The following is a 26,976-nucleotide window of genomic DNA, read 5'->3' on the forward strand; positions in this document are numbered from 1 at the left end:
CACAACCTTTGTGGAGGACCGAATCCGATGACTGCCCTGCTCGAACGCGCCCCGGCCCCGCCAGTGACGCGGCCCGCCCGCCGGGTCACCACCGCACTGTTCGTCGTCGCGCTCGGGCTCGCCGCGTACACCGGATTCCGCCTTCCCGGCGCATGGGCCGTCACGCTTCAGACCGCGTCCCTCGCCGACGGTTTCCACCGGCGCTTTCTCATCGGTACCCTGCTGCACCCGTTCGCCGCGATCGCCGGTTACCACTACTGGCTCTTCGCGGCCGCCGCTTTTCTCATTCTCGCCGCGTTGCTGACTGTGATCACGGTCGCGTTCCTCCGCAGCCGTACGGAAAGCGCCCGGTTCGTCCTCATCGGCTGGCTGCTCGTGCCGTCCGGCGGCTACCTGTTCCACGAGGTCGGCTACTACGACCAGGCCATCTACCTGCTCCTCTTCGCCGCGCTGTTCGCCCTGCACCGGAACCGGCCGGTCGTGGCGAGCGGGTTGATGGTGCTTTCCGTTCTGACGCACGAAATCGCGCTGCTCACCGTGCTTCCGGTGTTCGCGCTCGTGCTCCTGCAGAAGATGCCCTTCCGCCGGGTCTGCACGCTGGTCGCGCCGCCCGCGGTCGCCGGGCTGATCGTGCTCGCCCTGCCTCCGGCCGCGCCGGGAGCAATCGCGAAGTTCCAGCAAAAGCTCGCCGACGCCCAGTTTCCCTTCCGCGACGATGCGCTCCGGTTGTTCGCCCGCACCCAGGTCGAAAGCTGGCGGATCTACTCCATCACCGACGTGCTGCTTTACCTGGTCCCGATTCTGCTCGTGGTGATCGGCGGATACCTGATCCTGCACCGGGATCTGCTGTCTGTCGCGGCAATCGTGGCACCGGCGCTGCTCGCGTTCGGCGGCTGGGACGAGGCCCGCTGGGGATTCCTGCTGGTCTGCAACTTCGCCGTGGTCCTGTTTCTGCGGCTGCAGAACCGGGAACTCCGCGTCGCACAGCTGGGCGCGCTGGCCGCCGCATTCCTGATCCTCACGCACATTCCGATGGCGTACTTCGACGGGTACACCCCGCGCGAGATCACGCTGGTGGGGAAACCGCACGCCGTGGGAGTGTCAGGGTGAACACCGCGCCGTCGTCGTTGTGCGCGGTCAGCGTCCCGCCGTGGACCAGCGCGTTCTCGCGGGCAATGGACAACCCCAAACCGCTGCCCTCGGTCGCCTGCCGCGCCTGATCGCCGCGGACGAACCGGTCGAACAGGATCGGCAGCAGCTCCTCGGGGATTCCCGCGCCGGAGTCCGAAACCCGGATCGTGACGTCCTCCCCGCCCTCGATCGACACCACGACCGGCGCCCGGCCGTGCCGCACCGCGTTGACCAGCAGGTTCCCCACTACGGTATGCACGCGCCGCGGATCGGCGACCACCTCCAGGTCACCGGAGGTCTGCACCCGCACCTCCGTGCCGGGCACGTTGACCTCGATGGCGTCCTCGACGAGCGCGGGCAGGTCCACCGGCTCGGGCCGGAAGTCCGCGGACCCGGCGTCGAAACGCGAGATCTCCATCAGGTCCTCGACGAGCCGCGCGAGCCGCCGCGTCTGTGTGCCGAGCAATTGCGTGGCGCGGTTTTCCGGCCCGGTGGTTTCGAGAGCGTCGACGGTCGCGACCATCGACGCGAGCGGCGTCCGCAGGTCGTGCGCGACATCCGCGACGAACCGTTGCTGCTGACGGTCTTTCGCCCGCAGTTCCTCGATCGACTCGCTGATCCGCTGCGCCATGGTGTTGAAGGACGCGGCTAGGTCGGCGAGTTCGTCGCGGCCTTTGACCGGAACGCGCACGTCGTAGGTCCCGTCACCCAATTCCCGTGCGGCAGAAGCAACCCGGCGCACCGGGCGTTGGATGTGCCAGGCGGCGAAGACCGCGGCGACGATCCCCAGCGTGGCCACGGCGAGTGCGAAATACACCAGCTTCTGTGGCTGCTCGGCCAGACTCAGTTCGAGCGGGGTCATGTCGAACAACTCCACCATCCAGTAATCGGCGTAGTTCCCACTGACCACGAGGAGCTTCTGCCCGCTCTCGGGGTCGACCGTGGTCGCCGTCTGCAAGTCGGCCGGGCTGGCCGTGCGCACCAATACCTTGTCCGCGACCGTGGCCATGACGGCAGGCCGGTCGTTGACCCGGACGGGAGCCGGTTGCGGAGTCCGCAAAGCAGTGGTCGAAGCGTAGGTGACCATCTTGATCGAGCCATCCGGGCTTTTGGCGTAGAGCATCCACTCTTGCGAAATGTTCGCTGTCGGATCACTGACCGCGCTGATCAAACTGGGGGTATCGGTGTGCCCGTTCGCGATGGTCTTCTGCAGCGAAGGCCACACCTGACCGAACATGGCTCCGAACGACGATTCCGCTGCGAAAGTGAATCCGTCGATCACATTGTCCCTCTGCAGGCTTGCCGCTGCGACAGCCATCACGGCGGTCGCCGTCGTCGTGACCAGCACGACCGCCGCTGTCACCCTCGTCCGGAGCCCCCAGGTGGGCAGTTTCACGGGGTCACCAGCCGGTAACCGAGCCCGCGGACGGTCTTCAGCATCGCCGGGTTCGCCGGATCGTCCTCGATTTTCGCCCGCAGCCGGGCGACCGCCGCGTCGACGAGCCGTGAGTCGCCGACGTAGCCGTAGTCCCACACGCGTTTGAGCAGCGTTTGCCTGCTCAGTACCTGGTTGGGGTGCTGCGCGAACTCGACGAGCAGCCGGATCTCGGTGGCCGTGAGCGCGAGTTCGGCTCCGTCGCGGGTCGCCGTCATCGCGGCGCTGTCGATGGCCAGGTCTCCGATCCGCAGCAGGTCGGCCGGGGTACCCGGGTCCGGCACGGCCCGCCTGCCGACGGCCTTGATCCGCGCGTCGAGCACCCGCGGTTCGGCAGGTTTGACCACGTAGTCGTCCGCCCCGCACTCCAGCCCGACCACGACGTCGATCGGGTCACCACGCGAGGTCAGCAGGATGAGCGGCACCCGGCTGCGCGCCCGGATCCGGCGGCAGACCTCGAACCCGTCGATCCCCGGCAACATCACGTCGAGCAGCACGAAGTCGACCTCGACCCGGTCGGTGAACAACGTCTCGAGCGCCCGCTCCCCGGTAGCCGCGCCGACGACGTCATGCCCGAGCGCGGCAAGCGCCATCGTCAGCGCTTCGGCCAGCGCCCGGTCGTCCTCGACGAGCAGGAGCCGCGGCATGGAGCCTCCCAAGATCGGGTCTGTGCCCGAATCCTAAGGAACTGTCCGGGGCCGTGGCATTTCGTGCGGAACCGTGACGCGCGCGTGCGGACTCGTCACACTCGCCGTCACGGCCGGCAGAGCTCGGTGAAGCGGTGGGTACCGACGTTGCCGCCGGAGACGACGACGCCGACGCGTCCGGCCCGATGGTCCACCCGCCCGGCCAGCAGCGCGGCAAGTCCGCTGGCACCACTCGGTTCCACGACGATCTTCAGGCGCTCGAACGCAAACCGCATGGCGTGGCGGATCTCGTCGTCGGTCACCAGCGCGATGGCGTCGACCAGGCGCTGGTTGATCGGGAAGGTGAGCTCGCCGGGGCACGGCAGGGCCTGTCCGTCGGCGATCGTGTGCGGCACCTCGATGGTCACGCGTCGTCCGACGCGCAGCGACCTCGCTGTGTCGTCACCGGCTGCCGGTTCCACCCCGATCATCCGGATACCCGGTGACAGGCTCGTGGCGGCGGTCGCGCAGCCGGCCATCAGGCCACCGCCACCGACCGGGACCACGAGCACGTCGAGTTCTCCTCCGTCCTGCACCAGTTCGAGCGCCACGGTGCCCTGTCCGGCGATCACGTGCGGATGGTCGTACGGCGGAATGAGGGTCAGCCCTCGCTCGGCTGCCAGCGCCCTGCCGATGGCTGCTCGATCGCCGGAGTAACGGTCGTAGGTGACGACCTCCGCGCCGTAGCCGATCGTTGCCTCCACTTTGGACTGTGGCGCGTCCGACGGCATGAGGATCACCGCGCGGCCGCCCAGCTCCCGAGCGGCCAGCGCGACCGCCTGGGCGTGGTTGCCCGAGGAGTACGCCGCGATGCCGCCGGCCAGCTGTGCTCGGGACAGCCGCGAGGCAGCGTGGTACGCCCCACGGAACTTGAATGCGCCTGCCCGCTGGAAGTTCTCGCATTTCACCAGCACCTCGGCGCCGACCAGCCGGTCAAGCGTGCGCGAACGGACCACCGGAGTGCGGTGGGCAACGCCGTCGAGCCGCTCGGCTGCATCGCGCACGTCGTCCAGCGTGAGCGGGGTCATGCGGCGCGTCCGGACAGTGCGGTGCGGCGGGCCAGCAGGGCGGCCGGGATTGCGGCGAGGAGGAATGCGCCCAGCGCAATGGCAATCGTGCTGAAGACCCCGGTCGCCGACCGCATGGTCGTCCCGCCGACGACCACCGAGGTGGAGCTGAGGACTGCCGAGCTGACGAAGTTCACGACCACCGAACCGATCGCGAGCATCACCGTGACCAGGCTCGAAACGCTGCCCTGCCGCTCGGCCGGGGCAAGGCTCCCGGCCAGGTTGAATCCGGACGTCACCAGGGTGCCCGCGGTGAGTCCCAGCACGAGGGCGAAGAACATCGCGGCCGGGAAGCTGGACGCACCGGCGAACATGCCTGCCGAACCGAGCACCCCGAGCAGTACTCCGGCGGCGAGCGTCCGGTCGGGTCCGATGCGCGTCGCCAGTGCACCGGCCAGCGTGCCGCCTGCCATGATCCCGATCGAGGGCATCGCGAACAGCAATCCGGTGGCGCCGCTGGTCGCGAGCCCGTAGCCGAGGCCAAGGCCGGGCGAGACCGCGGCCATGAGGCTGACCAGCTGGAGCACGCTCTGGTAGGCGCCGGTGCCGAGCACGACCACGAGAAGCGTGAGCACGAGCGGCCGGGTGAGGCTGCGCGTGTCGATCACCGCCCCTGGTTTGCGGCTGGACACGCGGAACCACCAGGTGATGGCTGTCATTCCGGCGATCAGAAGCGCCAGCGGGCCGGGACCGAACCAGCCGGATCGCGAGCCGAGGCTCAGGTAGCCGACCATGCCGGCGAGCCCGCCGCCGAGCAGGAGCGCTCCGCCGAGGTCGATCCGGCCGCTGGACCGCACCGGCGATTCGGGCATGAGACCCCGTACGCAGATCGCCGTGAGGACCCCGACGATCGCGGAAACCACGAACACGCTCTGGAAGCCGAACCGGGCCGCGGCGAGCTGGAACAGCACCGGCGAGACGATGCTGACGACCGCCGACCCGGAAGTCACGATGCCCACGACCGGCATGGCAACGCGGGGCGTACACAGGTCACGGATCAGCGCGACGCTGAGGAACATCGACGCCACCGCCGCGCCCTGCAGCAACCGGCCGAGGATGAACACCCCGAGGTTCGGCGCGACGAGGCACACCAATGCGCCCGCAGCGGCCGCGACGAGCGTTGCCACGAGAACGCGGCGTTTCCCGTGCAGGTCGGAAATTCTGCCGAGCAGCGGGGCCCAGACGGCACCCGCCAGCATGGCGCTCGCGTTGAGCCACGCCGCCTGGTCGGTGCCGAAGTGCTCGAGCATCTGGGGCAGGACGAGCAACGGCGCCCCGATGACGGTGTCGACCATGGCGTTCACCAGGATCAGCACGGCCACCTGACCGGCGAGCAGCTTGTCCCAATGCGTGTGCAGGGTCATCCGGCTCCTCCTTTCCGGGTCAGGCCGGCCGGACGCGGGTGCCGCTCGACCGGAACGGGGCGAGGTGGGCGATGAGGTCGCTCTCGTGCTCGGCGGCGACCCTGGCGACGAGGTGCCCGTCCGGCCGGATCATGATCAGCTCGCCGGGGCGGGGCCGGTAGACGTCGGGGAACTCGCCCGAAGTGTCCACAATGGAGCTGTCCGGAGCGGAGCCGATCCGCAGTACCTGCAGGTGGGTCGGCTTCGCGTTGCCGAGGAGTACCGGCTCGTCGTGGTTCCAGGTGATCAGCGACCAGCGCGGCCCGCGCAGAAGGGAGAAGAGATCGCCGCCGTTGAGCCCGTGCACGTTCGGCGCCCGGTCACCGGCCTTCGGCCCGGTATCGGTTTCCTCGCCGTCGCAGTACATCATCGGGCTGGTTCGGTAGTGGATGCCGAGGCCCGTGGTCGTTGCGCTGTCGACCATGTCGGCCAGCGCGGAACCCAGCCCGTCCTCGCTGCCGCGGCTTGCCTGCGCCATGGTCCTGGTCATCTTGTCCGTGCTCGACGCGAGTACGGCGCGGGCCACCGGCATCCGTTCGGCCGCATAGGTGTCGAGCAGGGCCGAGCGGGCGCCGTCGACCGCACTGGTGATCTTCCAGCCGAGGTTGTACGCGTCCTGTATGCCGGTGTTCATGCCCTGCCCACCGGCGGGCGAATGCACGTGGGCGGCGTCGCCGGCCAGGAGGACGCGGCCCTTGCGGTAGTCCTCCACCATGCGGACGTTCACCTGGTACACCGACAGCCACGTCGCGCTGGTGAGCTGCACCGAGCCCGCGCGTTCGTCGAACAGCCGCTGGTAGAACTCGAGCGACGGGACCCCCGGTTCGTCGGCAGGCAGGATCGGGCTCTGGAACTGCCACAGCTCGGTGCCGGGCAGCGGCGTGAGGCCGAGCATGCCGCGCTCGGACGGCCAGATGTGCATGTGGTCGCGGTCGAGCCCGGCCACGGTGACGTCGCCGAGGTACCAGCGCTGCTCGTCGTGGGTTTTGCCGACCAGCGGGATTCCGGACAGCTTGCGGGTACTGCTTTTGCCGCCGTCCGCGCCGACGACATAGCGGGCGCGCAAGGTCTTCTCGTCGTCCCGGGTCCGCACTGTGACGGTGACGCCGTCGTCGTCCTGCTCGATCCCGATCGCTTCGGTCCCGAACTCCACCTTGCCGCCGAGTTCGGCAAGGCGTTGCCGCAGCGCGGTTTCGACGTCGAACTGGCCGATCCACAACGCATCCGGGTACGGCGTGCGGAAGGCGTCGTCCGCCCGGGCGCCGATCGAGGGCTTGTCCACTGCGCCGGACGGTTCGTGGAAACGCATCGGCAGCTCGGCGACCCCGCGCGCCAGCACGTGGCCGACCGCGCCGAGGTCGTCGAGTACCTCGAGAGACCGCGACTGGATGCGCTTCGCCTTGGAAGCCCGGCTCGGCTCGGCGTCGCGTTCGATGATCCGCGAGGTGACCAGGCGCCGCGACAGGTCGCACGCCAGGGTCAGGCCGGTGGGTCCGGCGCCGATGACGAGCACGTCGGTGTCGAAGGTGTCAGGCATGGTGTCCTTCCGGGATTTGGGGTGCGGGCGCCGGCGAGGGGAGGAGGTTCTTCCGGATCACGCCTTGCTGGGCGACCACGACGATGTTCCGCGGATCGGCCAGCAACCCGATGTCCCGCTATGGATCGCCCGCGCAGACCACGACATCGGCGAGCAGGCCCGTCCGCAGGCTGCCCAGCCGGTCGGCAACCCCGAGCAGGCGGGCGCTTTCCGAGGTCGCGGCCCGGATGGCGGCCATCGGGCTCATCCCGAGCGCGACGAGGTGCTGCAGTTCGGTGAGATTCCGGCCGTGCTCGGCGATCCCGGCGTCGGTTCCGGCGGCAATGGCCACCTTCGCCTCGATGGCGGCGGCGATGTTTTCCTTGCTGCGTTCGTTCCAGCGCACCTTCTTCTCGTACGCCCAATGCGGCATCCGGTCCGGGTCCGGACGGCGGAAGACCACTGACAGGGTCGGCACGAGGAAGGTGCCGTTTTCGCCGAGCAGCGCGCATCCTTCGGCGTCGATGCCGAAACCGTGCTCGACCGAGCGGACGCCACCGCGGATCGCGGCCAGGACGCCGGCTCTTCCTTGCGCATGCGCGGCGACGCCGCGGCCGCGATGGCGGTGTGCTTCGTCGACCACGGCGGCGATTTCCGCGTACCGCAGGTCTTCGTCGTCGGGATCGTCACCTGCGCTGTTCATGCCGCCGGTCGTGCAGATCTTGATGACGTCCGCGCCGGCTCGCAGCAGCTTGCGCACGGTTTTGCGGGCCTCGTGTTCGTCGTCGGCGAGCTCGCAGAAGTCGAATCCGAGGTCCGCCCCGCCGGGCAGCGTGGTGTCGGCGTGCCCGCCGGTGTGGCTGATGATCCCGACCGCGACCTGCAGCCGCGGCCCGGTCAGCAACCCGGTCGCGACGGCGGTACGGAAGCCGGCGGGAAGGCCCCCGAGGTCGCGGGCGGTGGTGATTCCCGCGTCGAGGGTCCGGCGCAGCCGTTCGGTGGTCTGCAGCAGGCGCAGGACGGGATCAGTCAGCAGCGCTTCGTCCACAATGGACCGGTCGGAGGCCATGCCGAGGTGCAGGTGGCAGTCGAAGAACCCGGGCAGCAAGGTGCCGCCACGGCCGTCGATCGTCGGGATCCCCGGCCGTGCAGGCGGTGCCTCGTGCGCCGGCCCGGCGTAGCTGATCCGGCCCTCGTCGTCGGCTTCGAGCACGGCGTCGGCCACTGCGGTGGCGCTGACGCCGTCGACGAGGCGGACGTTGTGCACCCGCAGCGCGGACTGGCTCTCGATCTCCATGAAGGACATCCGTTCGCAGTTTTCCGATCACTGAACGCTGCTACGCTAAGACGATCTTGCGTTTGGCCGGTCCTGCTGCCTGTTCCCTTCGGAAAGGTGTGGCCGGATGCATGAAAGGGGCTATCACCCGAGATGCCGGACGTACCATTCGACGAACTCGACCTCGCCATCGTGGACGCGCTGCGCTCGTCGGCGCGGGCGACCTGGCGGGAGCTGGCTGCCGTACTCGGCGTCGACCCGGCCACGGTCGCCCGGCGCTGGGCGCGCATGCAGGCGGCGGGGGTCGCGTGGGTCACCGCACATCCGGCGGGCAGCATCACCCCCACCTGCGCGCTGGTCGAAATCCGCTGCGCGCCCGGACGCTCGGGCGAGGTGGCGGGCCTCCTGGCCGGCGACGTGGAAGCGCCGACGGTGCGGTTGATGTCCGGAGCGCGGCACATTCTCGCCCTCGCGCAGGCGCCGGATCTCGGCACGCTCTCGCGCTACGTCCTCGACCGGGTGGAGCACCTCCCCGGCATCACGGAGGTGCAGAGCCACCCCGTCACTTCGTCCACCGTCGAGGCGGGCCGGTGGCGGGACGGGGCGCTGGATTCGGAACAACGGCGCCGGCTTGCCGGGTCTGCGCGGAAACGTCCGGCGCACGCCGGAGTTCTCGAGGGACCCGACCACCGCATTGCCCACGCGCTGACCGTCGACGGGCGGATGTCGTTCGAGCGGCTCGCCGAGTACGCGGGGATCGGCCCGGTGGCGGTGGGCCGCCGGTTGACCCGGCTGGTCGACGCGGGCTTGGTCACGTTCCGGTGCGACACTTCGCCCCATCTCACCGGGCACAGCGTCGCTGCGGTCTTCTTCGGTTCGCTCGACGTGCGGGACCTCGACGCGGCCGAGGAACGCATCCGGTCGCTGCCGGGGGTACGGGCGAGCCGATTCGTGGCCGGGCCGTACAACGTCGTCATCGACGTGTGGCTGCGGTCGACGGCGGAGGTGCGCGAGGTGGAGCGGAGGATGTGCCAGGCGCTGCCCACGCTGCAGGTCCAGGATCGTGCCGTGGTCCAGCGCACGGTCAAGCTGCTCGGCCGGATTCTCGACGAAGACGGGCGGTCGATCCGGTCGGTGCCGCTGCTGCCCGAGTTCAGTCCTCTTCCGGCAGTGGAACGTCGTAAGCATTGAGGATTGCGGAAATGCTCGCGTACTGGGCGATCAGGAACACCAGCTCGGCCATCCCGGTCTCGCCGAAGGCGGCGATCGCCGCGCGATAGAGCACGCCGGGTACCGCGCCGCCGCGGTAGAGGCAGGACGCGAGGTCGTGCGCTACCTGCTCTTCCGGCGTCAGCTCCGCGGGGCGTTCTCCGGCGGCCAGTGCGGCCACGACACCGTCGGACAGCTCGGCCGCCACGGCCATCCGGCTGTGTGAATAGACCTCGTACGCGGCGCGGTACCGCGATCCGGTGGTGAGGATCGCGACCTCCCGCACCCGGGACGGGAGCACGCTCCGGCTTGCGACGGCGAGGTACCACTCGAGGAACGGACGCGAGAACTCGGGGAACCGGAGCAGCATCGGAAACGGGCCGATCAGGGCGCCGTTCCCGGCCGTCGCCCGGAAGGGCAGTGGTCCGGTCAGGAGGCCGCGGACCAGGCCGTCCACCAGTCGTTGCTCGGCGGACAGTTCGGCGGGTGGGAGGGGAGGAACTCTCATGGTGATCACCGTGCCGGGTGTCCCATGAGGGGAGCGCAACTTGCCCGGATTCTGCCGTCCGGGCCGCTGCGGCGCAGGAAAACTGCAGGCAGGTAACCTCGGCGGGATGGCGACGATCTCGCGGCTCACGTACTACCCGGTCAAGGGATGCGCAGGTACCTCGGTGCCGTCCGCGGAGGTGACTCCGGCCGGGCTCGCGCACGACCGGGAGTTCCTCGTCGCCGCGCCGGACGGCGATTTCCGCAGCCAGCGGCGGTTCCCGGTGATGGCGGCGATCCGGCCGCGGCTGGTCGGCGGCCGGCTCGAGTTGTCGGCGCCGGGGGTCGAGGACCTGGTCATCGACGTGCGGAAGGACGGTCCGCGGCATCCGGCGAGCACCTTCCGCTGGAGCGGCGAAGGCGTGCATCAGGGTCCGGCAGCGGCCGAGTGGTTTTCGACGGTGGTGGGAAAGCCGTCGGTGCTGCTCGGAGTGGCGCCCGACCACGAGCGCGTGACGAGCGGCGAAACGGCGGGAACGGCGGCCTTTGCCGACGGGCACGCGATGCTGGTGATTTCGGAGTCCTCTTTGGGCAGCCTGAACGAGCGGATCGCGGAGCGCGGCGGGGAGCCGGTGCCGATGGACCGGTTCCGGCCGAATGTCGTGGTGCGCGGCTGGGCGGAACCGCACACCGAGGACGCCGTGCGCAGGCTGCACGCGGGTGCCGTCGAGATCGCGTACGCGAACCTGTGCGTCCGGTGCGCGGTGCCGATGGTCGATCAGGAGACCGGCGAGCGGTCGGGTCCGGAGCCGATCCGCACGCTCGCGACGTACCGGCGCAACGACGACGGCGGCGTGACTTTCGGCATGAAGGCGGCGGTGACGAAGGCCGGTCAGCTGGCTGTCGGCGACGCGGTGATGGTGCATTCGTCGGCAGAGCCGATCCGGAGTACGGCGGCTGCCGAACCGCCGTTGACGGCGACGGCGAGCCTGCCAGCCGAGTCGGGGTAGAGCAGGTTCGCGCCGGGCGGGACGTCGGCGAAGGTCCGCCCGATCGTGGCGGGGACGGCGACGTGCTCGCTGTGCACGGTGACGCCGCTGGTCAGGCCGGTCAGCTCGAGGTCGGCGGGGGTGGCGGCGAGCTGGACGTTGCCGAAGTGGTCGACGGTCAGCACGTCCGAGACGAGCTTGCCGGGAAACGCGGCGACCAGCGGGTCCGGCAGCCGTACGAGCTCGGGTACGCCAGGGCCGAGGGCAGCCGGGTGGACACCGAGGGCGAGCTGCGCGGCTGCGGGCGCGAAGACGTCGCGGCCGTGGAAGGTGGCGGACGCACGCTCGGGCACAGTGAGCGCGTACGCGCCGATGACGCCGCCTAGTGCCTCTGCGGCGGGTACGAGGAGACCGTTGTCCGGGCCGACCAACAGTCCGTGCCCAGCGACCACTACGACGCCACGCCGCTCGGTGCCGACGCCAGGGTCGACCACAGCGAGGTGTACGGCCTTCGGGAGAAAAGGCACGGTCTGCGCGAGCACTGCAGCGCCATGGCGCACCTGCTGCGGTGGGACGAGATGGCTGACGTCGAGGACGCGTACGTCGGGCGCGATGCCTGCGATGACCCCGTGGCAGGCGGCCACGAAGCCGTCACGCAGCCCGTAGTCGGAGGTGAACGAGATCAAGGGGTAGGCCATGACCTGCATCATCCTCGATGAGCCGGGCCGCGGGTTAGGGTGCAGCGGTGACGACGCTCGCCGATTACCCGAAGATCGCCGCCGGCAAGGTCCGGGACCTGTACGCGGTCGGAGACGACCACCTGTTGCTCGTGACTTCGGACCGCATCTCCGCTTACGACTTCATCCTGGACCCGCCCGTCCCCGACAAGGGACGCGTACTCACGGCGATGAGCGTGTTCTGGTTTGAACAGCTGTCGGACCTGATCCCGAACCACCTTGTCGCGTACGACGACCCGCGCATCCCTGAGGAGGTACGCGGACGCGCGCTGCTCGTACGCAGGCTCGAGATGCTTCCGGTGGAAGCTGTTGCGCGTGGATACCTTGCGGGGTCCGGGTACGCGGACTACCGGCGTACGGGCGCACTGTGCGGCGTACAGCTGCCGGAAGGGCTTGAGGAGTCCTCGAAGTTGCCGACGCCGATCTTCACGCCGGCAACGAAAGCGGCGATCGGCGAGCACGACGAGAACGTGTCATTCGACGATGTGGTCGCGAAGATCGGCGCGAAGCGGGCGGAGGAGGTACGCGAAGCGACGCTAGCGGTGTACCGCCTTGGCGCGGAATTGGCGGCGGAGCGCGGAATCCTGCTGGCGGACACGAAGCTGGAGTTCGGGGTGGACGAGAGGGGGGAGCTGGTGCTGGCGGACGAGGTGCTGACGCCGGATTCGTCGAGGTATTGGCCGGCGGAGGGGTATGAGCCGGGAAGGGGACAGCCGTCGTTCGACAAGCAGTATGTGCGGGATTGGCTGACGGGGCCGGAGTCGGGGTGGAGGAGGGAGTCGGGGGAGAAGCCGCCGAAGTTGCCGGGGAAGGTGGTGGAGGCGACGAGGGGGAGGTACGTGGAGGCGTACGGGAGAATGACGGGGTTGTCGTTGGGGGACTGGGGAGAGGGCTAGGGGGAGAGAACCCCGAAAACTGTCGGCACCCCATGACAGACTGCAACCATGGCCACACCGTACGCAACACCGCGCGCGAGGGCGTTGGGCCTGGAGTTACGCGCGGCGCGGGAGAGAAGAAGGCTGGGTGTGCGAGAGCTGGCCCGGTTGCTGGGGATGACGCCTGGGTTCGTGACGAACTGGGAGCGCGGACTGCGGTTGCCGAAGCCGGAGGACGTGGGAGCGGTGCTGGCGCACTGCAGGGTGATCGGTGACGATCGCAGGCGGATAGTGGAGATGGCGCGCGGAGCGCGAGAGCAGGATTGGATAGACAGCGGCGGCGAAGAGGCGTACTTGGAGTGGGAGCGTACGGCGGAGGCAGTGTTCGGCTGGGAGCCGGAGGTAGTGCCGAGGCTGCTGCAGACGAGCGCGTACGCGAAAGCGGTGCAGTGCGGGTCTTTGGGCGCGGTTGCTTCAGCTGCTGCGTCGCGTGCTTCGCCAGTGCTGCCGGTGCCTGCTTCGCCGGAGCTGCCTGAGTCGCTTGAATCGCTTGAGTCGCCGCTGGAACCGCTGGTGGAGTCGAGGCTGGCCCGGTGTGAGGCGCCGGAGTCCGGCCCGCGGTGCGTGCAGGTGCTGGGAGAAGCGGCGCTGCGCGGGAGGATCGGCGGGCCCGGGGTGATGGCCGAGCAGGTGCGGTATCTGGCGGCGTTGCTGTCGGAAGGCCGGGTCGACCTGAGAGTGGTCCCGGCGGGCAGCCGCCCGGATCTGGCGAGGGGATTCACGATTTTCGATTTCGCGGACCTGCCGTCGATCGTCCACGAGCGGCTGCTGCGGGAGAGTGCGAGCAGTTCGAGCCCGGCGAGAGTGGCGAAGTACCGCGAGGTGGCGGAGACGTTGCTGGCGTTGGCAATGCCGAAGGCGGCCGCGCAAACCTTGCTGACCTCGGTGATCCGGGAATTGTCGGTGCCGTGGGGAAGAATGGGAGGGGAAGGAAGGGGAGAGGGATGAGCCGGGCGTTGGTGCTGGGTGGCGGAGGAGTTGCCGGGGTCGCTTGGACCACGGGGTTGCTCGCCGGTCTCGCGGAGGCGGGCCAGGAGGTCGCCGAAGCGGATCTGGTGGTGGGCACGTCGGCGGGGTCGGTGGTCGCGGCGGAGCTGGGTAGTGGCCTGGCGTTGCCGGAGTTGTATGCGCGGCAGGCAGATCCGGCGTTGCGGGCAGTGGAGATCCCGGCAGAGCTGGACATGGAGACGTCCGGTGCGGAGTTCGCCGCGGTGCTGCAGCAGGGTGGCACCCGCCGGGCGATGGGAAAGTACGCACGGTCGGCGGAAACCGTACCGGAGGAGCGACGCCGCGCAGTGATCGAATCCCGCCTGCCGTCACGGGAATGGCCGCTGAGGTTGGTGAAAATCATTGCGGTACAAGCGGAAATGGGCGAGCCGGTGGTGTTCGACCGCGCTTCCGGGGTGCCGTTGGTCGACGCGGTGGCAGCAAGCTGCGCCGGCCCGGGCATCTGGCCAGCAGTAACGATCGACGGCGGCGTCCGATCGGCAGACAATGCCGACTACGCAAGGGGTTTCGACCAGGTGACGGTGATCGTGCCGGTGGGTACTGTGGAGCCGTACCCGGTGGAGAAGTCTTTGCTGCGCACGGTGGAGGAACTCCGCGCCGAGGGTGCGATGGTGGCGGTAGTGGAACCGGGCGAACCTTCCCGCGCAGCCATCGGGCCCAACCCGCTGGACCCGGAGACCCGCACGGCTGCCGCAGAAGCCGTTCGAGCACAAGGCCAACGGGAGGGGTGGTGCGGGAGTGAGCTGAGGTTGTACGCGGTTCCGGGCAGGCTGTTCGTGGCCTGTTCCTTGGCCTTCGTCCGTCGGCGAATCGGTCAGCACATCCCGTACCCGCGAAGCACCGCCGATACGCCCGCCCACTCTCGGCGCGCCCCTGTCTCGTACTCCCACCGGTCCAGCAGTCCCACGTCGAAACAGCCAGCCGAATCTCCTCCCGAAAAACCACCCCAACCCCGGTATCGCTGGCACACTGGCGTCCGTGATTCTGCTCATCAGCGGCAGTCTGCGGGCCGGTTCGGTCAACGCGGCTGTCATCGCGACCGCTGCCGGGTTCACCGCGTCCACTGTGTACCAAGGCCTCGACGGCCTCCCCCACTTCAACCCCGACCTCGACCGCGATCCCTTGCCTCCCCCGGTCGCCGCGTTGCGGGCTGCGATCGGGGCTGCCGACGCCATCCTCTTCTGTACCCCGGAATACGCCGGCGGGCTGCCCGGTTCTTTCAAGAACCTCCTCGACTGGACCATCGGCGGCGGCGAGATGTACGGCAAGCCCGTGGCGTGGATCAACGCGTCTTCGATCGCCGCGCCGACCGGCGGCGCGGACGCGCACGAGTCCCTCCGCAAGACGCTCACCTATGCCGGCACCCGCATCGTCGACGACGCCTGTGTCCGGATTCCCATTCCCCGCCAAGTGGTCGAGGACGGTGCGCTCGTCGACCCCGATTTGCGCGGCCGGATCGCGGTTGCCGTGCGGCGGCTGGTCGACGCGGCCAAGCCGGTCAACCCGGTCAACCCGGTCAACCCGTGAGTTGCTGCGTCCACTCGAGAAAACCGTCGCGGACCGCGCCGGTCAGCACTACCACCGGCGGCGTACCCGGATCGGCGACGAGCAGCACCACCGCGTCGGCCGGAAGGTCGCGGACCTGTTCTGCGGCAAGGGAACTCGGCGCCGCCGCGCGGACGTGGCTCAGGAAGGCCAGCGGCCCGTCACCGATCGACTCCACGACGTCCACCCGGCCACGCCCGAAGTCCCGCAGGTCGCGCGCGTGCATCGACGCCCGGACCTCGCCCGCGGACAGCACCACGCCGGGCACCGTCCGCCGTCGCACCGGGATGTGTTCCGGACGCGCGACCAAGCCCGCCCCTTCCCACGGTGCGGCGGTTTCCTCGGAGTTCCTTCGCCATCGGACCATCATCGGACGCTAGCGCAAAATTCAGTCGCCGACCGGCACAATCACCGTTACCGTCCGCAAGAGTGAGTTATGAGCACCCCCTTGCCTACCTTCTTGGCGTCGAAGGGAGCGCACTGCTGCGCGCTTTCACCGGTGAACACGACCGAGAGTTCGTCGACGCGCGCCTCGCCGAGATCCGCGCGCTGCTCGCCGACGAGAACCTGGCCGACGGCGTCGAGGTCACCCAGCTCGCCCCGACCGACGGGTACGCGCGCTGGGCCGCCGACTACGACACCGGTGAGAACGCCGCGTTCGCCGACGAGCCGTACCTCGCCGCAATCCTCGACGCTCTCCCACCCGGCCGCGCCCTCGACGCCGCCTGCGGCACCGGCCGCCTCACCCGCCTCCTGAGCGAGCGCGGACACCGGGTCGTCGCCGTGGACAGCTCGCCCGAAATGCTCCGCCACGCCAAGGCCGACCTCACCCACGTCGCCGACCTGCACAAGCTGCCCATCGAGGACGGCACCCAGGACGTCGTACTCTGCGGCCTCGCGCTGTCCCACGTACCGGACCTCGCGCCGGTGATCGCGGAATTCGCCCGCGTCCTGACCCCGGACGGCCACCTCATCCTGTCCGACGTCCACCCCGAACAGGTCCAGCGCGGCTCGATCCCGTCCGTCCGCACGACCACCGGCGCCCCGGCCCGGGTCCGCACGCACCATCACCGAGTCGGCGACTACTTGCGCGCGTTCCTGGCCGCGGGTCTGACGCCGGTCAGCTGCCAGGAACCGATCCCGGAACCGGCCACCCCACCAGTCGTCCCCGGCGGCGGCCCGTGGGACCTCTGGCCGTGGTCCCTCAACGGCCTGATCCCGGACGCACTGGCCGCCGCCGCGCGCAACGTCCCGGCCATGCTGGTGTGGCACTGCCGCCGGACTGCCGCGTAACTCTTACGTGCAGTTCACGGCGTTGTCAGGCCATCGCTACGCGGGTGCGGCGCAATGGTGGCGTGGATGCTCGTCTGCTGGTCTCGCTGTCCGGGGTCACCACGCGCACGTTGCACCGCTGCGCGCACTTGGCGGCCGAACTCGAACGTCGACGTGTCCCGCTGTCGATTCTGCATGTCGCGCGCACCGAGGACGGGCCCGTCACAGCCTGGACCCGTACGCGCGCCGAAGCCGGTGATTCGGTGCTCCTGCACGGCTACGACCACCGCATCCCGCCGACACATCGCGCCGTACAGCTGGGTCGCAAGGCCGAGTTCGCCGCGCTCCCCGCCCACGAAGCGCGCCTACGCCTGATCGCCGCGAAGGCCGCCCTCGACGCAACAGGCCTCACCGTCGACGGCTTCGCGCCTCCGCGCTGGCTCGCGTCCGCAGGCACCGTACAGGCGCTTCGCGAACACGGGTTCACCCTGTGCGCCGACCAGGCCGCCGTCCGAGACCTAGTGACCGGCGACGTCCAGCGCGCGCGGGTACAGGAGTTCGCGAGCCAGTCGCACCGGACGGAGACTGTCCGCTGCTTCGCACTCGTACTGGCCGCCGCGAGAGCCGCCAGGCGTGGGGGCTTGGTGCGCCTCGGCATCGACGCCGCGGACCTCAGCCGCCCAGGCCTGCGCCAGGCCCTGCTCGACGCCGTGGACGTCGCCCTGGAAAACCGCGCCTTCGGCAGCACGTACGGCTCACTGCGCCACCCCGCCGCCGCCTGAACCGGGGCCACCCCACCCGGCCGACGCGCCCGGCTGGGCCCGCGGGCACGGAGGTCAGGGCCTCGGCCGCTGAGCGGAGCGCGGGACGTGCTGCAACGAGCGCCGAAACTGCCTCGCCGATCGGAGCGCCGAGGATTCCACTCCGGTCGGAGCGCCCAAGCCTCGCTGTCGGTCGGAGTGCCGAGGTCTCGCTGCCGGTTGGGGCGCTGAGGTTTGGCTGCCGGTTGGGCCGCCTAGGTTTCGCTGCCGGTGGAGCGCCGAAGCCTCGCTGCCGGTTGGACCGCCGACGTCTCCCCGTCGGTCACAGCACCGAAGACCCTCCGCCAAACGGAGCGCGATCACCTCCGCAACTCGGCGGAGCGGAAAGGCCGCCCCCCCGAACCACACCGCCAAGCGGAGCGCCGAAGGCTCCGTGCCGAGCGGAATGCCAACCCTCTGCAGCCAGCCGAACTGTCGAAACCCCCCAACGAGCGAAGCGCCAACCCCGCAGCCAGCCGAACCGTCGAACCCCCCAACGAACGAAGCACCACCCCCACCGAGCCGGAGCGCCACCCCCACCCAGCCGAGCGAAAAGCCTCAAACCTCCGTAGCCACCCCACGCTCCAGTACCCGCACCTCGGTCCCCTCCGGGGCCAGGTTCTCGAACAGCCCGTAGTGCATCGCCGGTCGAGCAAGCACCGCCTCGTGGATCGGCACCGTGCGCCGCGGGGCGACCGCGCGCAGGAAGTCCACCGCCTCGCTTGCCTTCAGCCAAGGGGCGCCCGTCGGCAGGCCGAGTACGTCGACCTTCTGCTCGGGCACGTGGAACGAATCGCCCGGGTGGTAGAACGCGCCGTGGTCGAGCAGGTAGCCGATGTTCGGGATCACCGGGATGTCGGCGTGGATCACGGCGTGTTCGCCGCCCACCACGGACACCGATGTGCTCCCGAACGAGAACGCATCACCCGGCCGGGCTACCTCGAATTCCACTCCCAGCTGCTCGACCGCAGGGGCTGAGCCCGGGTCGACGATCAGCTGGGCGTCCGGGTTCGCGGCGAGCACGGCGGGGAGCCGCTCGACGTCCAGGTGGTCGGGGTGCTGATGCGTGATCAGCACCGCGGACAGCTCGCGTTCGGCTTCGAATCCCGTGGAAAACGTGCCTGGGTCGAGCAGAATCCGCTCCCCGGCGGTCTCCAGCAGTACGCACGAGTGTCCGAAATGGACGATCCGCATCAGGTCTCTCCTTACCTGTCCCCATCACCCTAGGTGCCCCGAAGCCGTGAAGGCCACCTTCAGGCCAGCAGATTCCCTGTTGAGCAGATTCCGTGAAGGTTCCCCTCACGGACCGGAGGCCTTCCCGGAGCGGGGCCCGAGTGCCATGCTGGCGGAAGCCCCCGGGCTGTTGTTGGCAGTGCGTCAGCAACCTCGTAGCCTGGAGGTAACCGACACGGGGAGACGCCGATGACCGCGGTCCAGCCGAAGCCGACGCCTGTCGGCGAGACGTTCGATTCGCTCAGCCCGGCCACTGACGAGGTTGTCGGTACGTACCCGGTGCATACGGCCGACGACGTCCGCGCGGCGGTCGAGCGGGCGCGCGCGGGCGCGGGCTGGTGGGACGGCCTCGGGTTCGCCGGGCGCGCGGAGCGGCTGCAGCGCTGGAAGGGCGTGCTCACCCGGCGGCTGCCGCAGCTGTGCCAGGCGGTGCGCGACGAAACGGGCAAACCCGTCGCGGACGCGCAGCTCGAGAGCGTCCTCGCCATCGAGCACATCGCGTGGGCCGCGAAGCACGCGCGCAAGATCCTCGGCCGCCACCGCCGTTCGCCCGGGCTGCTCATGGCCAACCAAGCCGCCACGGTCGAGTACCGCCCGCTCGGCGTCGTCGGCGTGATCGGGCCATGGAACTACCCGGTGTACACCCCGCTCGGCTCGATCACGTACGCGCTGGCCGCGGGCAACGCCGTCGTCTTCAAACCCAGCGAGTACACCCCCGGCGTGGGCAAATGGCTGGTCGACGCCTTCGCCGAGATCGTGCCCGAACAGCCGGTGCTGCAGCTGATCACCGGGTTCGGCGAGACCGGCGCGGCGCTCGTCGGCGCCGGGGTGGACAAGATCGCGTTCACCGGGTCCACCGGCACCGGCAAGAAGATCATGGCGGCCGCCGCGGCCACGCTCACCCCGGTGGTCATCGAGGCAGGCGGTAAGGACGCGCTGCTGGTCGACACCGACGCGGACATCGAGGCCGCGGCCGACGCCACCGTCTGGGGCGCGTTCTCGAACTCAGGTCAGACCTGTATCGGCGTCGAGCGCGTGTACGTGCATGAGCGCGTACACGACGAGTTCGTCGCGAAGGTCGTCGAGAAGTCGAAGAACGTGCGCGCCGGCTCGGACGACGAAGCGCAGTACGGCCCCATCACCATGCCTTCGCAGCTCGCAGTGATCCGTCGGCACATCGCGGACGCGCTCGAACGCGGTGGTCGCGCGCTGGTCGGTGGCGTGGACAGTGTCGGCGACAGGTACGCGCAGCCGACAGTCCTCGTTGACGTCCCCGAAGACTCCGAAGCGGTGCGCGAGGAGACCTTCGGCCCCACGGTCACCATCGCCAAGGTCCGTGACATGGACGAGGCCGTCGAGAAGGCCAACGCGACGAAGTACGGCCTGGGCTCCACGGTGTTCTCGCGGGCGCGCGGGGTCGAACTCGCGTCGCGGCTGCGGGCGGGGATGACGTCGGTCAACGCGCCGCTGTCGTTCGCGGGCATTGCGTCGCTGCCGTTCGGCGGGGTCGGCGATTCCGGGTTCGGCCGGATCCATGGTCCGGAGGGGCTGCGCGAGTTCTCGCGGCCGAAAGCGGTGGCCCGGCAGCGATTCACCGCGCCGATCACGCTCACTTCCTTCACCCGCAAGGAATCCACCGACGCGCTGGTCGCCAAACTCATCACCGTCCTGCACGGCAAGCGCTGAGGAGACCCGTTGCCCGGCTTCGGCGACTACCAGCACGAGATCTACTTCGCCGGGCTCGCCGGCCGCGTCCCGGACCTGCCGATGTCCTACGCGGAGCTCGAAGCCCGTGCTGCACAAGCACTTCCGCCGTCCATCCTGTCCTATGTGGCCGGTGGGGCGGGGGACGAGCGGACGCAGCGCGGCAACGTCGAGGCCTTCGAGCGCTGGGGCTTGGTCCCGCGGATGTTCGTCGGCGCGGTGCAGCGCGACCTGTCGGTGGACCTGTTCGGCATGAAGCTGCCGTCGCCGCTGTTCGTCGCGCCGGTCGGCATGATCGGCCTGTGCGCGCAAGACGGGCACGGCGATCTCGCGACCGCCCGAGCCTGCGCGCGAACGGGGGTCCCGATGGTCGCTTCGACGCTCAGCGTCGACCCGATCGAAACGCTGGTCCCCGAATTGGGCGACACCCCAGGGTTCTTCCAGCTGTACACGCCCACCGACCGTGACCTCGCCGCGTCGCTCGTGCAGCGTGCCGAGAAGGCGGGCTTCCGCGGAATCGTGGTGACGCTCGACACCTGGGTCACCGGCTGGCGGCCGCGTGACCTGGCCACCGCGAACTTTCCCCAGCTACGCGGGCATTGCCTCGCCAACTACTTCACCGACCCGGTGTTCCGCGACCGCCTCGGCAAGGCGCCGGAGGACGACCCGATGGCCGCCGTCGGGTTGTGGGCGCAGCTCTTCGGCAACCCGCTGACCTGGGACGACCTGCCGTGGCTGCGGTCGCTCACGAAGCTGCCGCTGCTGGTCAAGGGCATCCAGCACCCGGACGACGCCCGCCGCGCCATCGACGGCGGCGTCGACGGCATCTACTGCTCCAACCACGGTGGCCGTCAGGCCAACGGCGGCCTCCCGGCGCTGGACTGCCTGGCCGACGTCGTCGACGCGGCCGACGGCACGCCGGTCCTGTTCGACTCCGGCGTCCGCTCCGGCGCCGACGTGATCAAGGCGCTCGCCCTGGGTGCGACGGCGGTCGGCGTGGGCCGCCCGTACGCGTGGGGCCTGTCGCTCGCGGGCGCGGACGGCGTCGTGCACGTACTGCGTACGCTCCTGGCTGAAGCCGACCTCATCATGGCCGTCGACGGTTACCCGACCCTGGCCGACTTGACCCGCGCGGTGCTGCGCCGGGTGGCATAGCCCTCGGCCATTCGGCTGAATTTCGCCCGGAAACCTTGCCCGAACGGCCACTATCTGCAGGCCGAACAGCTGATCAACTTCCCCGCCCCGGCCGCCAATCTGATTCCGGATCAAGACCACCGGAACATGAGGTGACTGGGGACAAATGGATATCGGCACGTGGTTGCAAGCCAAGGCAGGATGGGTGCGCGCCACCCGGAAACGCACGCTGCTTTTCGCCGCCGGAGCGACGGTGATCGTGGCGGCGGTCGTGGCCATCGTCGGCAGTTTCGGGCCGGTCGACCTGCAGGTCTACCGCTTCGGCGCGGACTCCGTGCTCCACGGCGCCGACCCGTACGCGATGCGCGCGTCGACGACGTCGGGTACCGCGCTGCCGTTCATCTACCCGCCGTTTGCCGCCATCGTCTTCATGATCCTGGCGATCCCGCCGCTGGGGGTGGCGTCCGTTCTGCTGCACCTGATCAGCGTCGCGTCCGTGTGGATCGTGCTGTACGTGGCGTGCCGTCGGCTGTGGAACGGCTGGAGCGTCCGCACGACCCTGGCCACCGCGACCGCGCTGACCGTCGTGGCGCTCGTCTTCGAACCGGTGCGCTCGACCATCTTCTTCGGACAGATCAACCTCATCCTGATGGCCCTCGTCGCGGTCGACTGTCTTGCGCCCAACCCGCGCTGGCCGCGTGGCGTGCTCGTGGGCATTGCCGCCGCGATCAAGGTCACGCCCGCTGGTTTCCTGCTGTTCTTCCTGCTCACCAAGGATTTCCGGGCCGCTCGCAACGCCCTGATCGCCGGGGTGGGCGCCACTGCGCTCGGCTTCATCGTTGCCCCGCAAGCGTCCGCCGCGTACTTCTTCGGCGGAGGCCTCACCGGCGCCGCGGGCCTGAGTGGTTCACCGTACGCGACCAACCAGACCATCGAAGGCGCCCTCAACCGGCTCGATCTTCCGTCCTCCACGCACAGCTTGCTGTGGCTGAGCTTGTCGGCGTTCGTCCTGGTCGCGGCCGTGATCGCGATGCGCCGGATCGACGGACCGCGCGCCTTCGTCGTGAACGCCGTGGTCGTGCTCGTGCTGTCGCCGATTTCCTGGTCGCACCACTGGGTTTGGGTCGCGCCCGCGGTGCTCATCCTGGCCTCCCAGGTCCGCACGCCCCGCTCCGCAGCAGCCCTGATCGCGGGCGCCGCCGTGTACATCGCCGCGCCACACGCCTTCCTGCCGTCGGCCGAAATGCGGGAACTCGCGTGGACACCGTGGCAGCACCTCGTCGGCAACGCCTACCTGCTGGTCGGCATCGGTTTCGTGGCGTGGCAGCTGTTCGCGCTGCAACCGGCTCGGGCGGCGGTGCCGTCGATCGAGAAACCGGCGCCCTAGGCGGACCAGGCGAGCGTCACCAATGCGCGCCCGGAGGAGCCGAGGTCAGGCGGCACCTCCGGGTCCACGCCCAGGTCCAGCAGCGCTCGCGCCACGTTCTGCGCGGCGGACGCAGGCAGGCACAACCGCCGCCGGGTGACGTCGACCAGCGTGGTGAATTCGGCGTACTCCGGTTCCGGCGGCAGGCTCCATTCGACGACCTCCGGCTCGATCCCCGCCTCCGCGAGCGCCGCAACGCAGTCGGCGGCGGTGGGTCCGGCCGGGCGTTCGATGCCGTGAAACCGCTGCCACAACGGGTTCAGCTCGGTCAGCGGATGCCGCGCGGCGAGCTCGACGACCACCCGGCGCTGCGCCGCTTCGGTGAGTGCTGTCGCGAAGGAGGCCAGGTCAGCGACGTTGTACACCACGTTCGCGCACACCACGACGTCCGCCGCACCTGCGTCCCCGGCGAGATCGGGCCATCGGCCGGACAACAAACGGTGCTCGACCCCGAGCGCAGTGGCTCTTCTCCCGTACGCGGCAAGCAGTTCGGCGTCGGTGTCGAGCGCGGTCACGGACGTCACCGAGGTCCGGCCGACCAGCGGCAAACTCGCCGCTCCGGCCGCGGCGCCGATGTCGAGCACGGTGCCCGGCCGGTCCAGCGCCTCGGCGGCCATCCGGTACGTCGCCCCGACCGGGTCGGCGATCTGCCGGTCCGCGCGCCGCGCGAACACCTCGCGCGGCAACACCCAAGGCGACTCAGGAGCGTCGACCGAGTCCGGAATTGCCCATGCCGCAAGCATTTCCGGCCAGCGGCTCAACGACGTCACCGCGCCCGGATCAGGTCGGCGGCCTTCTCCGCGACCATGATCGTCGGGGCGTTCGTGTTGCCGCGCGGGACCACCGGCATCACCGACGCATCGACCACCCGCAGCCCCTCCACCCCGCGTACCTTCAGCTCCGGGTCCACCACCGCGTGCTCGCCGCTGCCCATCGCGCAGGTGCCGACCGGGTGGTACAGCGTCTGCGTGTGCTCGCGGATGTGCTCGGTGAGTGCCTCGTCGGACAGGTCGTGTGTCGCGGGCAGGAACGGCCGGTCCAGGAATTTCGCCAGCGGACCGGACCGGCCGATCTCGATCAGCGACCGCAAAGCCGACTTCATCGTCTCCAGGTCGATCGGCTCCGCGTAGTACGCCGGGTCGATTTCCGGTTTCCACAACGGGTTCGCCGACTTCAGCCGCAGCCGTCCGCGGCTCGCGACGTCGATCAGCGTGGCCGCGGACGTGAAGCCCGGGACGGTCGGCTCGCGCAGGCCGTTGTCGTAGAACAGCGTGGGCACGACGTGGACCTGCATGTCCGGCGCGGGAAGCCCGTCGCGCGTCGGGTAGAACGCGCCCGCCTCCCCGACGTTCGACACGAGCGGGCCGCGCCGGGTCAGCTGGTAACGCAAGAGCCCGGCCGGTGTCGCCGCGTCGGCCAGGTCCGACGTGCCCTTCGTCGACCAGATCACCCCGGACGCCGGATGGTCGTGCAGGTTCTCGCCGACGCCGGGCAGCGCGGCGACCACGTCGATGCCCAGCTCGCGCAGGTGCTCCGCCGGTCCGACCCCGGACAGCATCAGCAGCTGCGGCGAGTTCACCGCGCCGCCGGACAGGATCACCTCGGTGTCCGCGCGCACGGTCGTCTCGACGCCCTGGTCCAAATAGGACACTCCGACCGCGCGCGTTCCCTCGAACACGACCCGGGTGACCTGGGCGTTCGTCCGGACGGTGAGGTTTCGCCGGGAGAGCGCCGGGCGCAGGTACGCGTCGGCGGTGGACCAGCGGCGGCCGCGCTTGCAGGTGACCTGGTACAGCCCGGCGCCTTCCTGCGACTCGCCGTTGAAGTCGTCGGTGCGCTTCAACCCCCAGGCGACCGCGTTGTCCACCCACGCGTGCGACAGCTCGTGCGTGAACCGCCGGTCTTCGACGTGCAGCGGACCGTCGGTACCGTGCAGCGGACCGCCGAGCCGCTGGTTGCCCTCGGCGCGCTTGAAGTACGGCAGCACGTCGTCCCAGCCCCAGCCCGTGGCGCCGTGCGTATCGCGCCAGCCGTCGTAGTCGGCGCGGTTGCCGCGGATGTAGATCATCGCGTTGATCGACGAGCAGCCACCCAGCATCCGCCCGCGCGGCCAGTACGCGGGCTTGCCGGTGTGCTTCTGCTCGACGGTCTCGTAGTTCCAGTCCCACTTGGTCTTGAAGAGCGCCGCGAACGCCGCCGGGATGTGGATCTCGTCCGCGGTGTCCTCGCCGCCCGCCTCGAGCAGCAGCACCCGCGCGGACGGATCCTCGCTCAGCCGCGCGGCGAGCACGCACCCGGCGCTGCCCGCCCCGGCGATGACGTAGTCGAAGGACACGGTGCCTCCCGCTGCTCGTGTTGGCGCACTGTCAACAGGTATCTTGGCGCAGCACGCGGGGCCTGCCCAGCCCCGCGATCAAGCTTCCTCCGCCCGGGGCGGGCGGGCCAGTCGCAGGTGTGACCTGCGTGGCTGCCGCAGGCACCACGGACGCGCCGGGCGGGCCGGGTCGGCTACGCTCTGCCGGGTAGCCCTCAGCACCCACGACCTGCGTGAATAAGGAGCAGCCTGCCGTGGCCCGAGTCGTCGTCGACGTCATGCCCAAACCCGAGATCCTCGACCCGCAGGGCCAGGCGGTGGCGCGTGCGCTGCCGCGGCTGGGCTTCACCGGCGTCACCGAGGTGCGCCAGGGACGGCACTTCGAACTCGAGGTCGACGACGACGTCGACGACGAGACGCTCGCCAAGATGGCCGAGGGCTTCCTGGCCAACCCGGTGATCGAGCAATGGACGATCCGGCGGGTGGAGGCGTGAGCGCGCGGATCGGGGTCATCACCTTCCCCGGCACGCTCGACGACGGCGACGCGGCCCGCGCGGTCCGGTACGCCGACGCCGAGCCGGTCGCGCTCTGGCATGCCGACGAGAACCTGCACGGCGTGGACGCGGTCGTCGTCCCGGGTGGCTTTTCCTACGGCGACTACCTGCGCGCCGGCGTGATCGCCCGCTACGCGCCGGTGATGACGTCGGTCATCGACGCTGCCCGAAAGGGCATGCCGGTGCTCGGAATCTGCAACGGTTTCCAGATCCTGTGCGAGGCCGGTCTGCTGCCCGGCGCGATGATCCGCAACGTCGGCCTGCACTTCGTGTGCCGTGACCAGTGGCTGCGCGTGGACAACAACACCACGGCGTGGACCACGCGGTACGACGCGGGTGCGGAAATCCTGGTACCGGTCAAGAACAACGACGGCTGCTACATGGCCGATCAGTCCACTGTGGACATGCTGGAGGCCGAGGGCCGGGTCGCCTTCCGGTACGTCGGCGGCAACCCGAACGGCTCGCGCAACGACATCGCCGGGGTCACCAGCGAAAACGGCCGCGTGGTCGGTCTCATGCCACACCCGGAGCACGCGATCGACGCGCTCACCGGCCCGTCGGACGACGGCCTCGGCCTCTTCTACAGCGCCGTCGACGCCCTGGTCAAAGCCTGACCCAAGTCCGTGAAGGGAACCATCAGGCCAGCAGATTCCGTGATGGTTCCCTTCACGGACCGTCACTTGCCGTGGTCGGTGGAAAGCCACCGGTCCGCGCGTACCCGCACCAGCACCGAGTCCAGGCCGAGCGACCCGGCGACGTACCGGCGTGCCTCGTCCTCCGGCACGTAACGGGACGCAATCCGATACGCCTGCTCCTCGGTGGGCGAGGCCGACGTGTCCACCACTGGACCGGACACCGTGACATACCGGTACGGCGGGTTGTCGTGCTGCACGGTGAGGCTGAGCTGCCCGGCAGCCTGGATCGCGCGGTCCTTCGCCGACCCGCGCTGCATCCAGATCAGGACCTCGCCGCCGGGCTCGTAGTCGTACCAGACCGGCACCGCGAGCGGGGCCTTGCCGTCGCGGCCGATCGAGAGCACCCCGACCCGCGATTCCGCGAGGAACTTCTCTCGTTCGTCTGCCGACATGACCGCCATCCGGCGTCACCCCCAGGGAA

Annotated in this window: 27 protein-coding genes and 1 pseudogene; 14 read left to right on the top strand and 14 right to left on the bottom strand. The window is 69.8% G+C overall.

The features are described from left to right. Positions 1-27 precede the first annotated feature (27 nt). A complete protein-coding gene (locus tag OO71_RS13390) occupies positions 28-1,110 on the top strand; it encodes a hypothetical protein (RefSeq protein WP_033290070.1) in 1,083 nt (360 codons plus the stop codon). Here the strand turns inward: OO71_RS13390 and OO71_RS13395 are convergent. From OO71_RS13395 to OO71_RS46385, 6 genes are all read right to left on the bottom strand, one after another. Continuing rightward, positions 1,067-2,527 carry a sensor histidine kinase gene (locus OO71_RS13395; protein WP_033290071.1) on the bottom strand — a complete coding sequence of 487 codons (1,461 nt, stop codon included), beginning with the start codon at positions 2,525-2,527 and terminating at the stop codon, positions 1,067-1,069. The two genes, OO71_RS13390 and OO71_RS13395, sit on opposite strands and share 44 nt — an antisense overlap. Beyond that, the gene (locus tag OO71_RS13400; RefSeq protein WP_033290072.1) at positions 2,524-3,213 is read right to left on the bottom strand and encodes a response regulator transcription factor; all 690 of its coding nucleotides are present in this window, start codon (positions 3,211-3,213) and stop codon (positions 2,524-2,526) included. Before OO71_RS13400 ends, OO71_RS13395 begins: the two co-directional genes overlap by 4 nt. Positions 3,214-3,320: 107 nt before the next feature. After that, a complete protein-coding gene (locus tag OO71_RS13405; protein WP_033290073.1) occupies positions 3,321-4,280 on the bottom strand; it encodes a pyridoxal-phosphate dependent enzyme in 960 nt (319 codons plus the stop codon). After that, the gene (locus OO71_RS13410; RefSeq protein WP_033290074.1) at positions 4,277-5,683 is read right to left on the bottom strand and encodes an MFS transporter; all 1,407 of its coding nucleotides are present in this window, start codon (positions 5,681-5,683) and stop codon (positions 4,277-4,279) included. The genes OO71_RS13405 and OO71_RS13410 overlap by 4 nt, the downstream gene beginning before the upstream one ends. 19 nt (positions 5,684-5,702) lie before the next feature. Next, a complete protein-coding gene (locus OO71_RS13415) occupies positions 5,703-7,259 on the bottom strand; it encodes an FAD-dependent monooxygenase (protein ID WP_033290075.1) in 1,557 nt (518 codons plus the stop codon). A gap of 118 nt (positions 7,260-7,377) precedes the next feature. Beyond that, the gene (locus OO71_RS46385; protein WP_211260512.1) at positions 7,378-8,535 is read right to left on the bottom strand and encodes a metal-dependent hydrolase family protein; all 1,158 of its coding nucleotides are present in this window, start codon (positions 8,533-8,535) and stop codon (positions 7,378-7,380) included. A 132-nt stretch (positions 8,536-8,667) separates the two neighbouring features. Here OO71_RS46385 and OO71_RS13425 point away from each other — a divergent pair, with 132 nt between their 5' ends. Next, entirely contained in the window at positions 8,668-9,705 is a 1,038-nt protein-coding gene (locus OO71_RS13425) for an Lrp/AsnC family transcriptional regulator (protein ID WP_033290076.1), read from the top strand. Here OO71_RS13425 and OO71_RS13430 read toward each other — a convergent pair. Next, positions 9,668-10,231 carry a carboxymuconolactone decarboxylase family protein gene (locus OO71_RS13430; RefSeq protein WP_033290077.1) on the bottom strand — a complete coding sequence of 188 codons (564 nt, stop codon included), beginning with the start codon at positions 10,229-10,231 and terminating at the stop codon, positions 9,668-9,670. The two genes, OO71_RS13425 and OO71_RS13430, sit on opposite strands and share 38 nt — an antisense overlap. A 106-nt stretch (positions 10,232-10,337) precedes the next feature. On the opposite strand from OO71_RS13430, the gene OO71_RS48775 reads away from it, so the two are divergent. Next, a complete protein-coding gene (locus OO71_RS48775) occupies positions 10,338-11,219 on the top strand; it encodes an MOSC domain-containing protein (protein ID WP_169776534.1) in 882 nt (293 codons plus the stop codon). On the opposite strand, the gene OO71_RS13440 is transcribed toward OO71_RS48775, so the two are convergent. Next, positions 11,102-11,896, bottom strand: coding sequence for an SAM hydrolase/SAM-dependent halogenase family protein (locus OO71_RS13440; RefSeq protein ID WP_033290137.1), 795 nt, complete (start codon positions 11,894-11,896; stop codon positions 11,102-11,104). The two genes, OO71_RS48775 and OO71_RS13440, sit on opposite strands and share 118 nt — an antisense overlap. Before the next feature lie 47 nt (positions 11,897-11,943). Between OO71_RS13440 and OO71_RS13445 the strand changes: the two genes are divergently transcribed. The 3 genes and pseudogenes from OO71_RS13445 to OO71_RS53105 form a co-directional block, all read left to right on the top strand. Continuing rightward, entirely contained in the window at positions 11,944-12,831 is an 888-nt protein-coding gene (locus OO71_RS13445; RefSeq protein WP_033290078.1) for a phosphoribosylaminoimidazolesuccinocarboxamide synthase, read from the top strand. A 48-nt stretch (positions 12,832-12,879) separates the two neighbouring features. Continuing rightward, positions 12,880-13,818, top strand: coding sequence for a helix-turn-helix domain-containing protein (locus tag OO71_RS13450; RefSeq protein WP_051791516.1), 939 nt, complete (start codon positions 12,880-12,882; stop codon positions 13,816-13,818). Then, positions 13,815-14,318, top strand: a pseudogene (locus OO71_RS53105) (patatin-like phospholipase family protein); the annotation flags it as partial. The gene OO71_RS13450 and the pseudogene OO71_RS53105, both read left to right, overlap by 4 nt. 53 nt (positions 14,319-14,371) lie before the next feature. On the opposite strand, the gene OO71_RS51605 reads toward OO71_RS53105, so the two are convergent. Further along, positions 14,372-14,530, bottom strand: coding sequence for a hypothetical protein (locus OO71_RS51605; protein WP_162186068.1), 159 nt, complete (start codon positions 14,528-14,530; stop codon positions 14,372-14,374). A gap of 332 nt (positions 14,531-14,862) precedes the next feature. On the opposite strand from OO71_RS51605, the gene OO71_RS13455 reads away from it, so the two are divergent. Continuing rightward, the gene (locus OO71_RS13455) at positions 14,863-15,405 is read left to right on the top strand and encodes an NADPH-dependent FMN reductase (protein WP_425388674.1); all 543 of its coding nucleotides are present in this window, start codon (positions 14,863-14,865) and stop codon (positions 15,403-15,405) included. On the opposite strand, the gene OO71_RS13460 is transcribed toward OO71_RS13455, so the two are convergent. Further along, a complete protein-coding gene (locus tag OO71_RS13460; RefSeq protein ID WP_156096278.1) occupies positions 15,395-15,790 on the bottom strand; it encodes a hypothetical protein in 396 nt (131 codons plus the stop codon). The two genes, OO71_RS13455 and OO71_RS13460, sit on opposite strands and share 11 nt — an antisense overlap. Before the next feature lie 62 nt (positions 15,791-15,852). Between OO71_RS13460 and OO71_RS13465 the strand changes: the two genes are divergently transcribed. Further along, positions 15,853-16,716, top strand: a complete 864-nt coding sequence (locus tag OO71_RS13465) for a class I SAM-dependent methyltransferase (protein WP_033290080.1) — start codon at positions 15,853-15,855, stop codon at positions 16,714-16,716. Between the two features lie 62 nt (positions 16,717-16,778). After that, positions 16,779-17,477, top strand: coding sequence for a DUF2334 domain-containing protein (locus tag OO71_RS13470; protein WP_211260513.1), 699 nt, complete (start codon positions 16,779-16,781; stop codon positions 17,475-17,477). A gap of 576 nt (positions 17,478-18,053) precedes the next feature. On the opposite strand, the gene OO71_RS13475 is transcribed toward OO71_RS13470, so the two are convergent. Continuing rightward, complete coding sequence (locus OO71_RS13475) at positions 18,054-18,689, bottom strand: MBL fold metallo-hydrolase (protein WP_033290081.1); 636 nt, start codon at positions 18,687-18,689, stop codon at positions 18,054-18,056. Between the two features lie 228 nt (positions 18,690-18,917). Between OO71_RS13475 and OO71_RS13480 the strand changes: the two genes are divergently transcribed. The 3 genes from OO71_RS13480 to OO71_RS13490 all read left to right on the top strand — a co-directional run bounded on the left by OO71_RS13480 (position 18,918) and on the right by OO71_RS13490 (position 22,953). Then, entirely contained in the window at positions 18,918-20,414 is a 1,497-nt protein-coding gene (locus tag OO71_RS13480) for an aldehyde dehydrogenase family protein (protein ID WP_033290082.1), read from the top strand. Between the two features lie 9 nt (positions 20,415-20,423). Continuing rightward, positions 20,424-21,587 (top strand): alpha-hydroxy-acid oxidizing protein, encoded by a 1,164-nt coding sequence (locus tag OO71_RS13485; RefSeq protein WP_033290083.1) that lies wholly within the window; start codon positions 20,424-20,426, stop codon positions 21,585-21,587. Positions 21,588-21,732: 145 nt separating this feature from the next. Beyond that, positions 21,733-22,953, top strand: coding sequence for a glycosyltransferase 87 family protein (locus OO71_RS13490; protein ID WP_033290084.1), 1,221 nt, complete (start codon positions 21,733-21,735; stop codon positions 22,951-22,953). On the opposite strand, the gene OO71_RS13495 is transcribed toward OO71_RS13490, so the two are convergent. Together OO71_RS13495 and OO71_RS13500 are read right to left on the bottom strand one after the other, a co-directional pair. Then, positions 22,950-23,762: a class I SAM-dependent methyltransferase gene (locus OO71_RS13495; RefSeq protein WP_033290085.1), complete on the bottom strand. Its 813-nt coding sequence runs from the start codon at positions 23,760-23,762 to the stop codon at positions 22,950-22,952. The genes OO71_RS13490 and OO71_RS13495 overlap by 4 nt on opposite strands. Continuing rightward, a complete protein-coding gene (locus OO71_RS13500; RefSeq protein ID WP_033290086.1) occupies positions 23,759-25,327 on the bottom strand; it encodes a GMC family oxidoreductase in 1,569 nt (522 codons plus the stop codon). Before OO71_RS13500 ends, OO71_RS13495 begins: the two co-directional genes overlap by 4 nt. A gap of 233 nt (positions 25,328-25,560) precedes the next feature. On the opposite strand from OO71_RS13500, the gene purS reads away from it, so the two are divergent. Then, positions 25,561-25,800 (top strand): phosphoribosylformylglycinamidine synthase subunit PurS, encoded by a 240-nt coding sequence (purS, locus tag OO71_RS13505; RefSeq protein ID WP_033290087.1) that lies wholly within the window; start codon positions 25,561-25,563, stop codon positions 25,798-25,800. Beyond that, complete coding sequence (purQ, locus tag OO71_RS13510; protein WP_033290141.1) at positions 25,797-26,474, top strand: phosphoribosylformylglycinamidine synthase subunit PurQ; 678 nt, start codon at positions 25,797-25,799, stop codon at positions 26,472-26,474. Before purS ends, purQ begins: the two co-directional genes overlap by 4 nt. Before the next feature lie 62 nt (positions 26,475-26,536). On the opposite strand, the gene OO71_RS13515 is transcribed toward purQ, so the two are convergent. Next, the gene (locus OO71_RS13515) at positions 26,537-26,956 is read right to left on the bottom strand and encodes a pyridoxamine 5'-phosphate oxidase family protein (RefSeq protein ID WP_033290088.1); all 420 of its coding nucleotides are present in this window, start codon (positions 26,954-26,956) and stop codon (positions 26,537-26,539) included. Positions 26,957-26,976: the final 20 nt, after the last annotated feature.

The sequence above is a fragment of the Amycolatopsis jejuensis genome, assembly GCF_000717335.1.
Lineage (GTDB): Bacteria > Actinomycetota > Actinomycetes > Mycobacteriales > Pseudonocardiaceae > Amycolatopsis > Amycolatopsis jejuensis.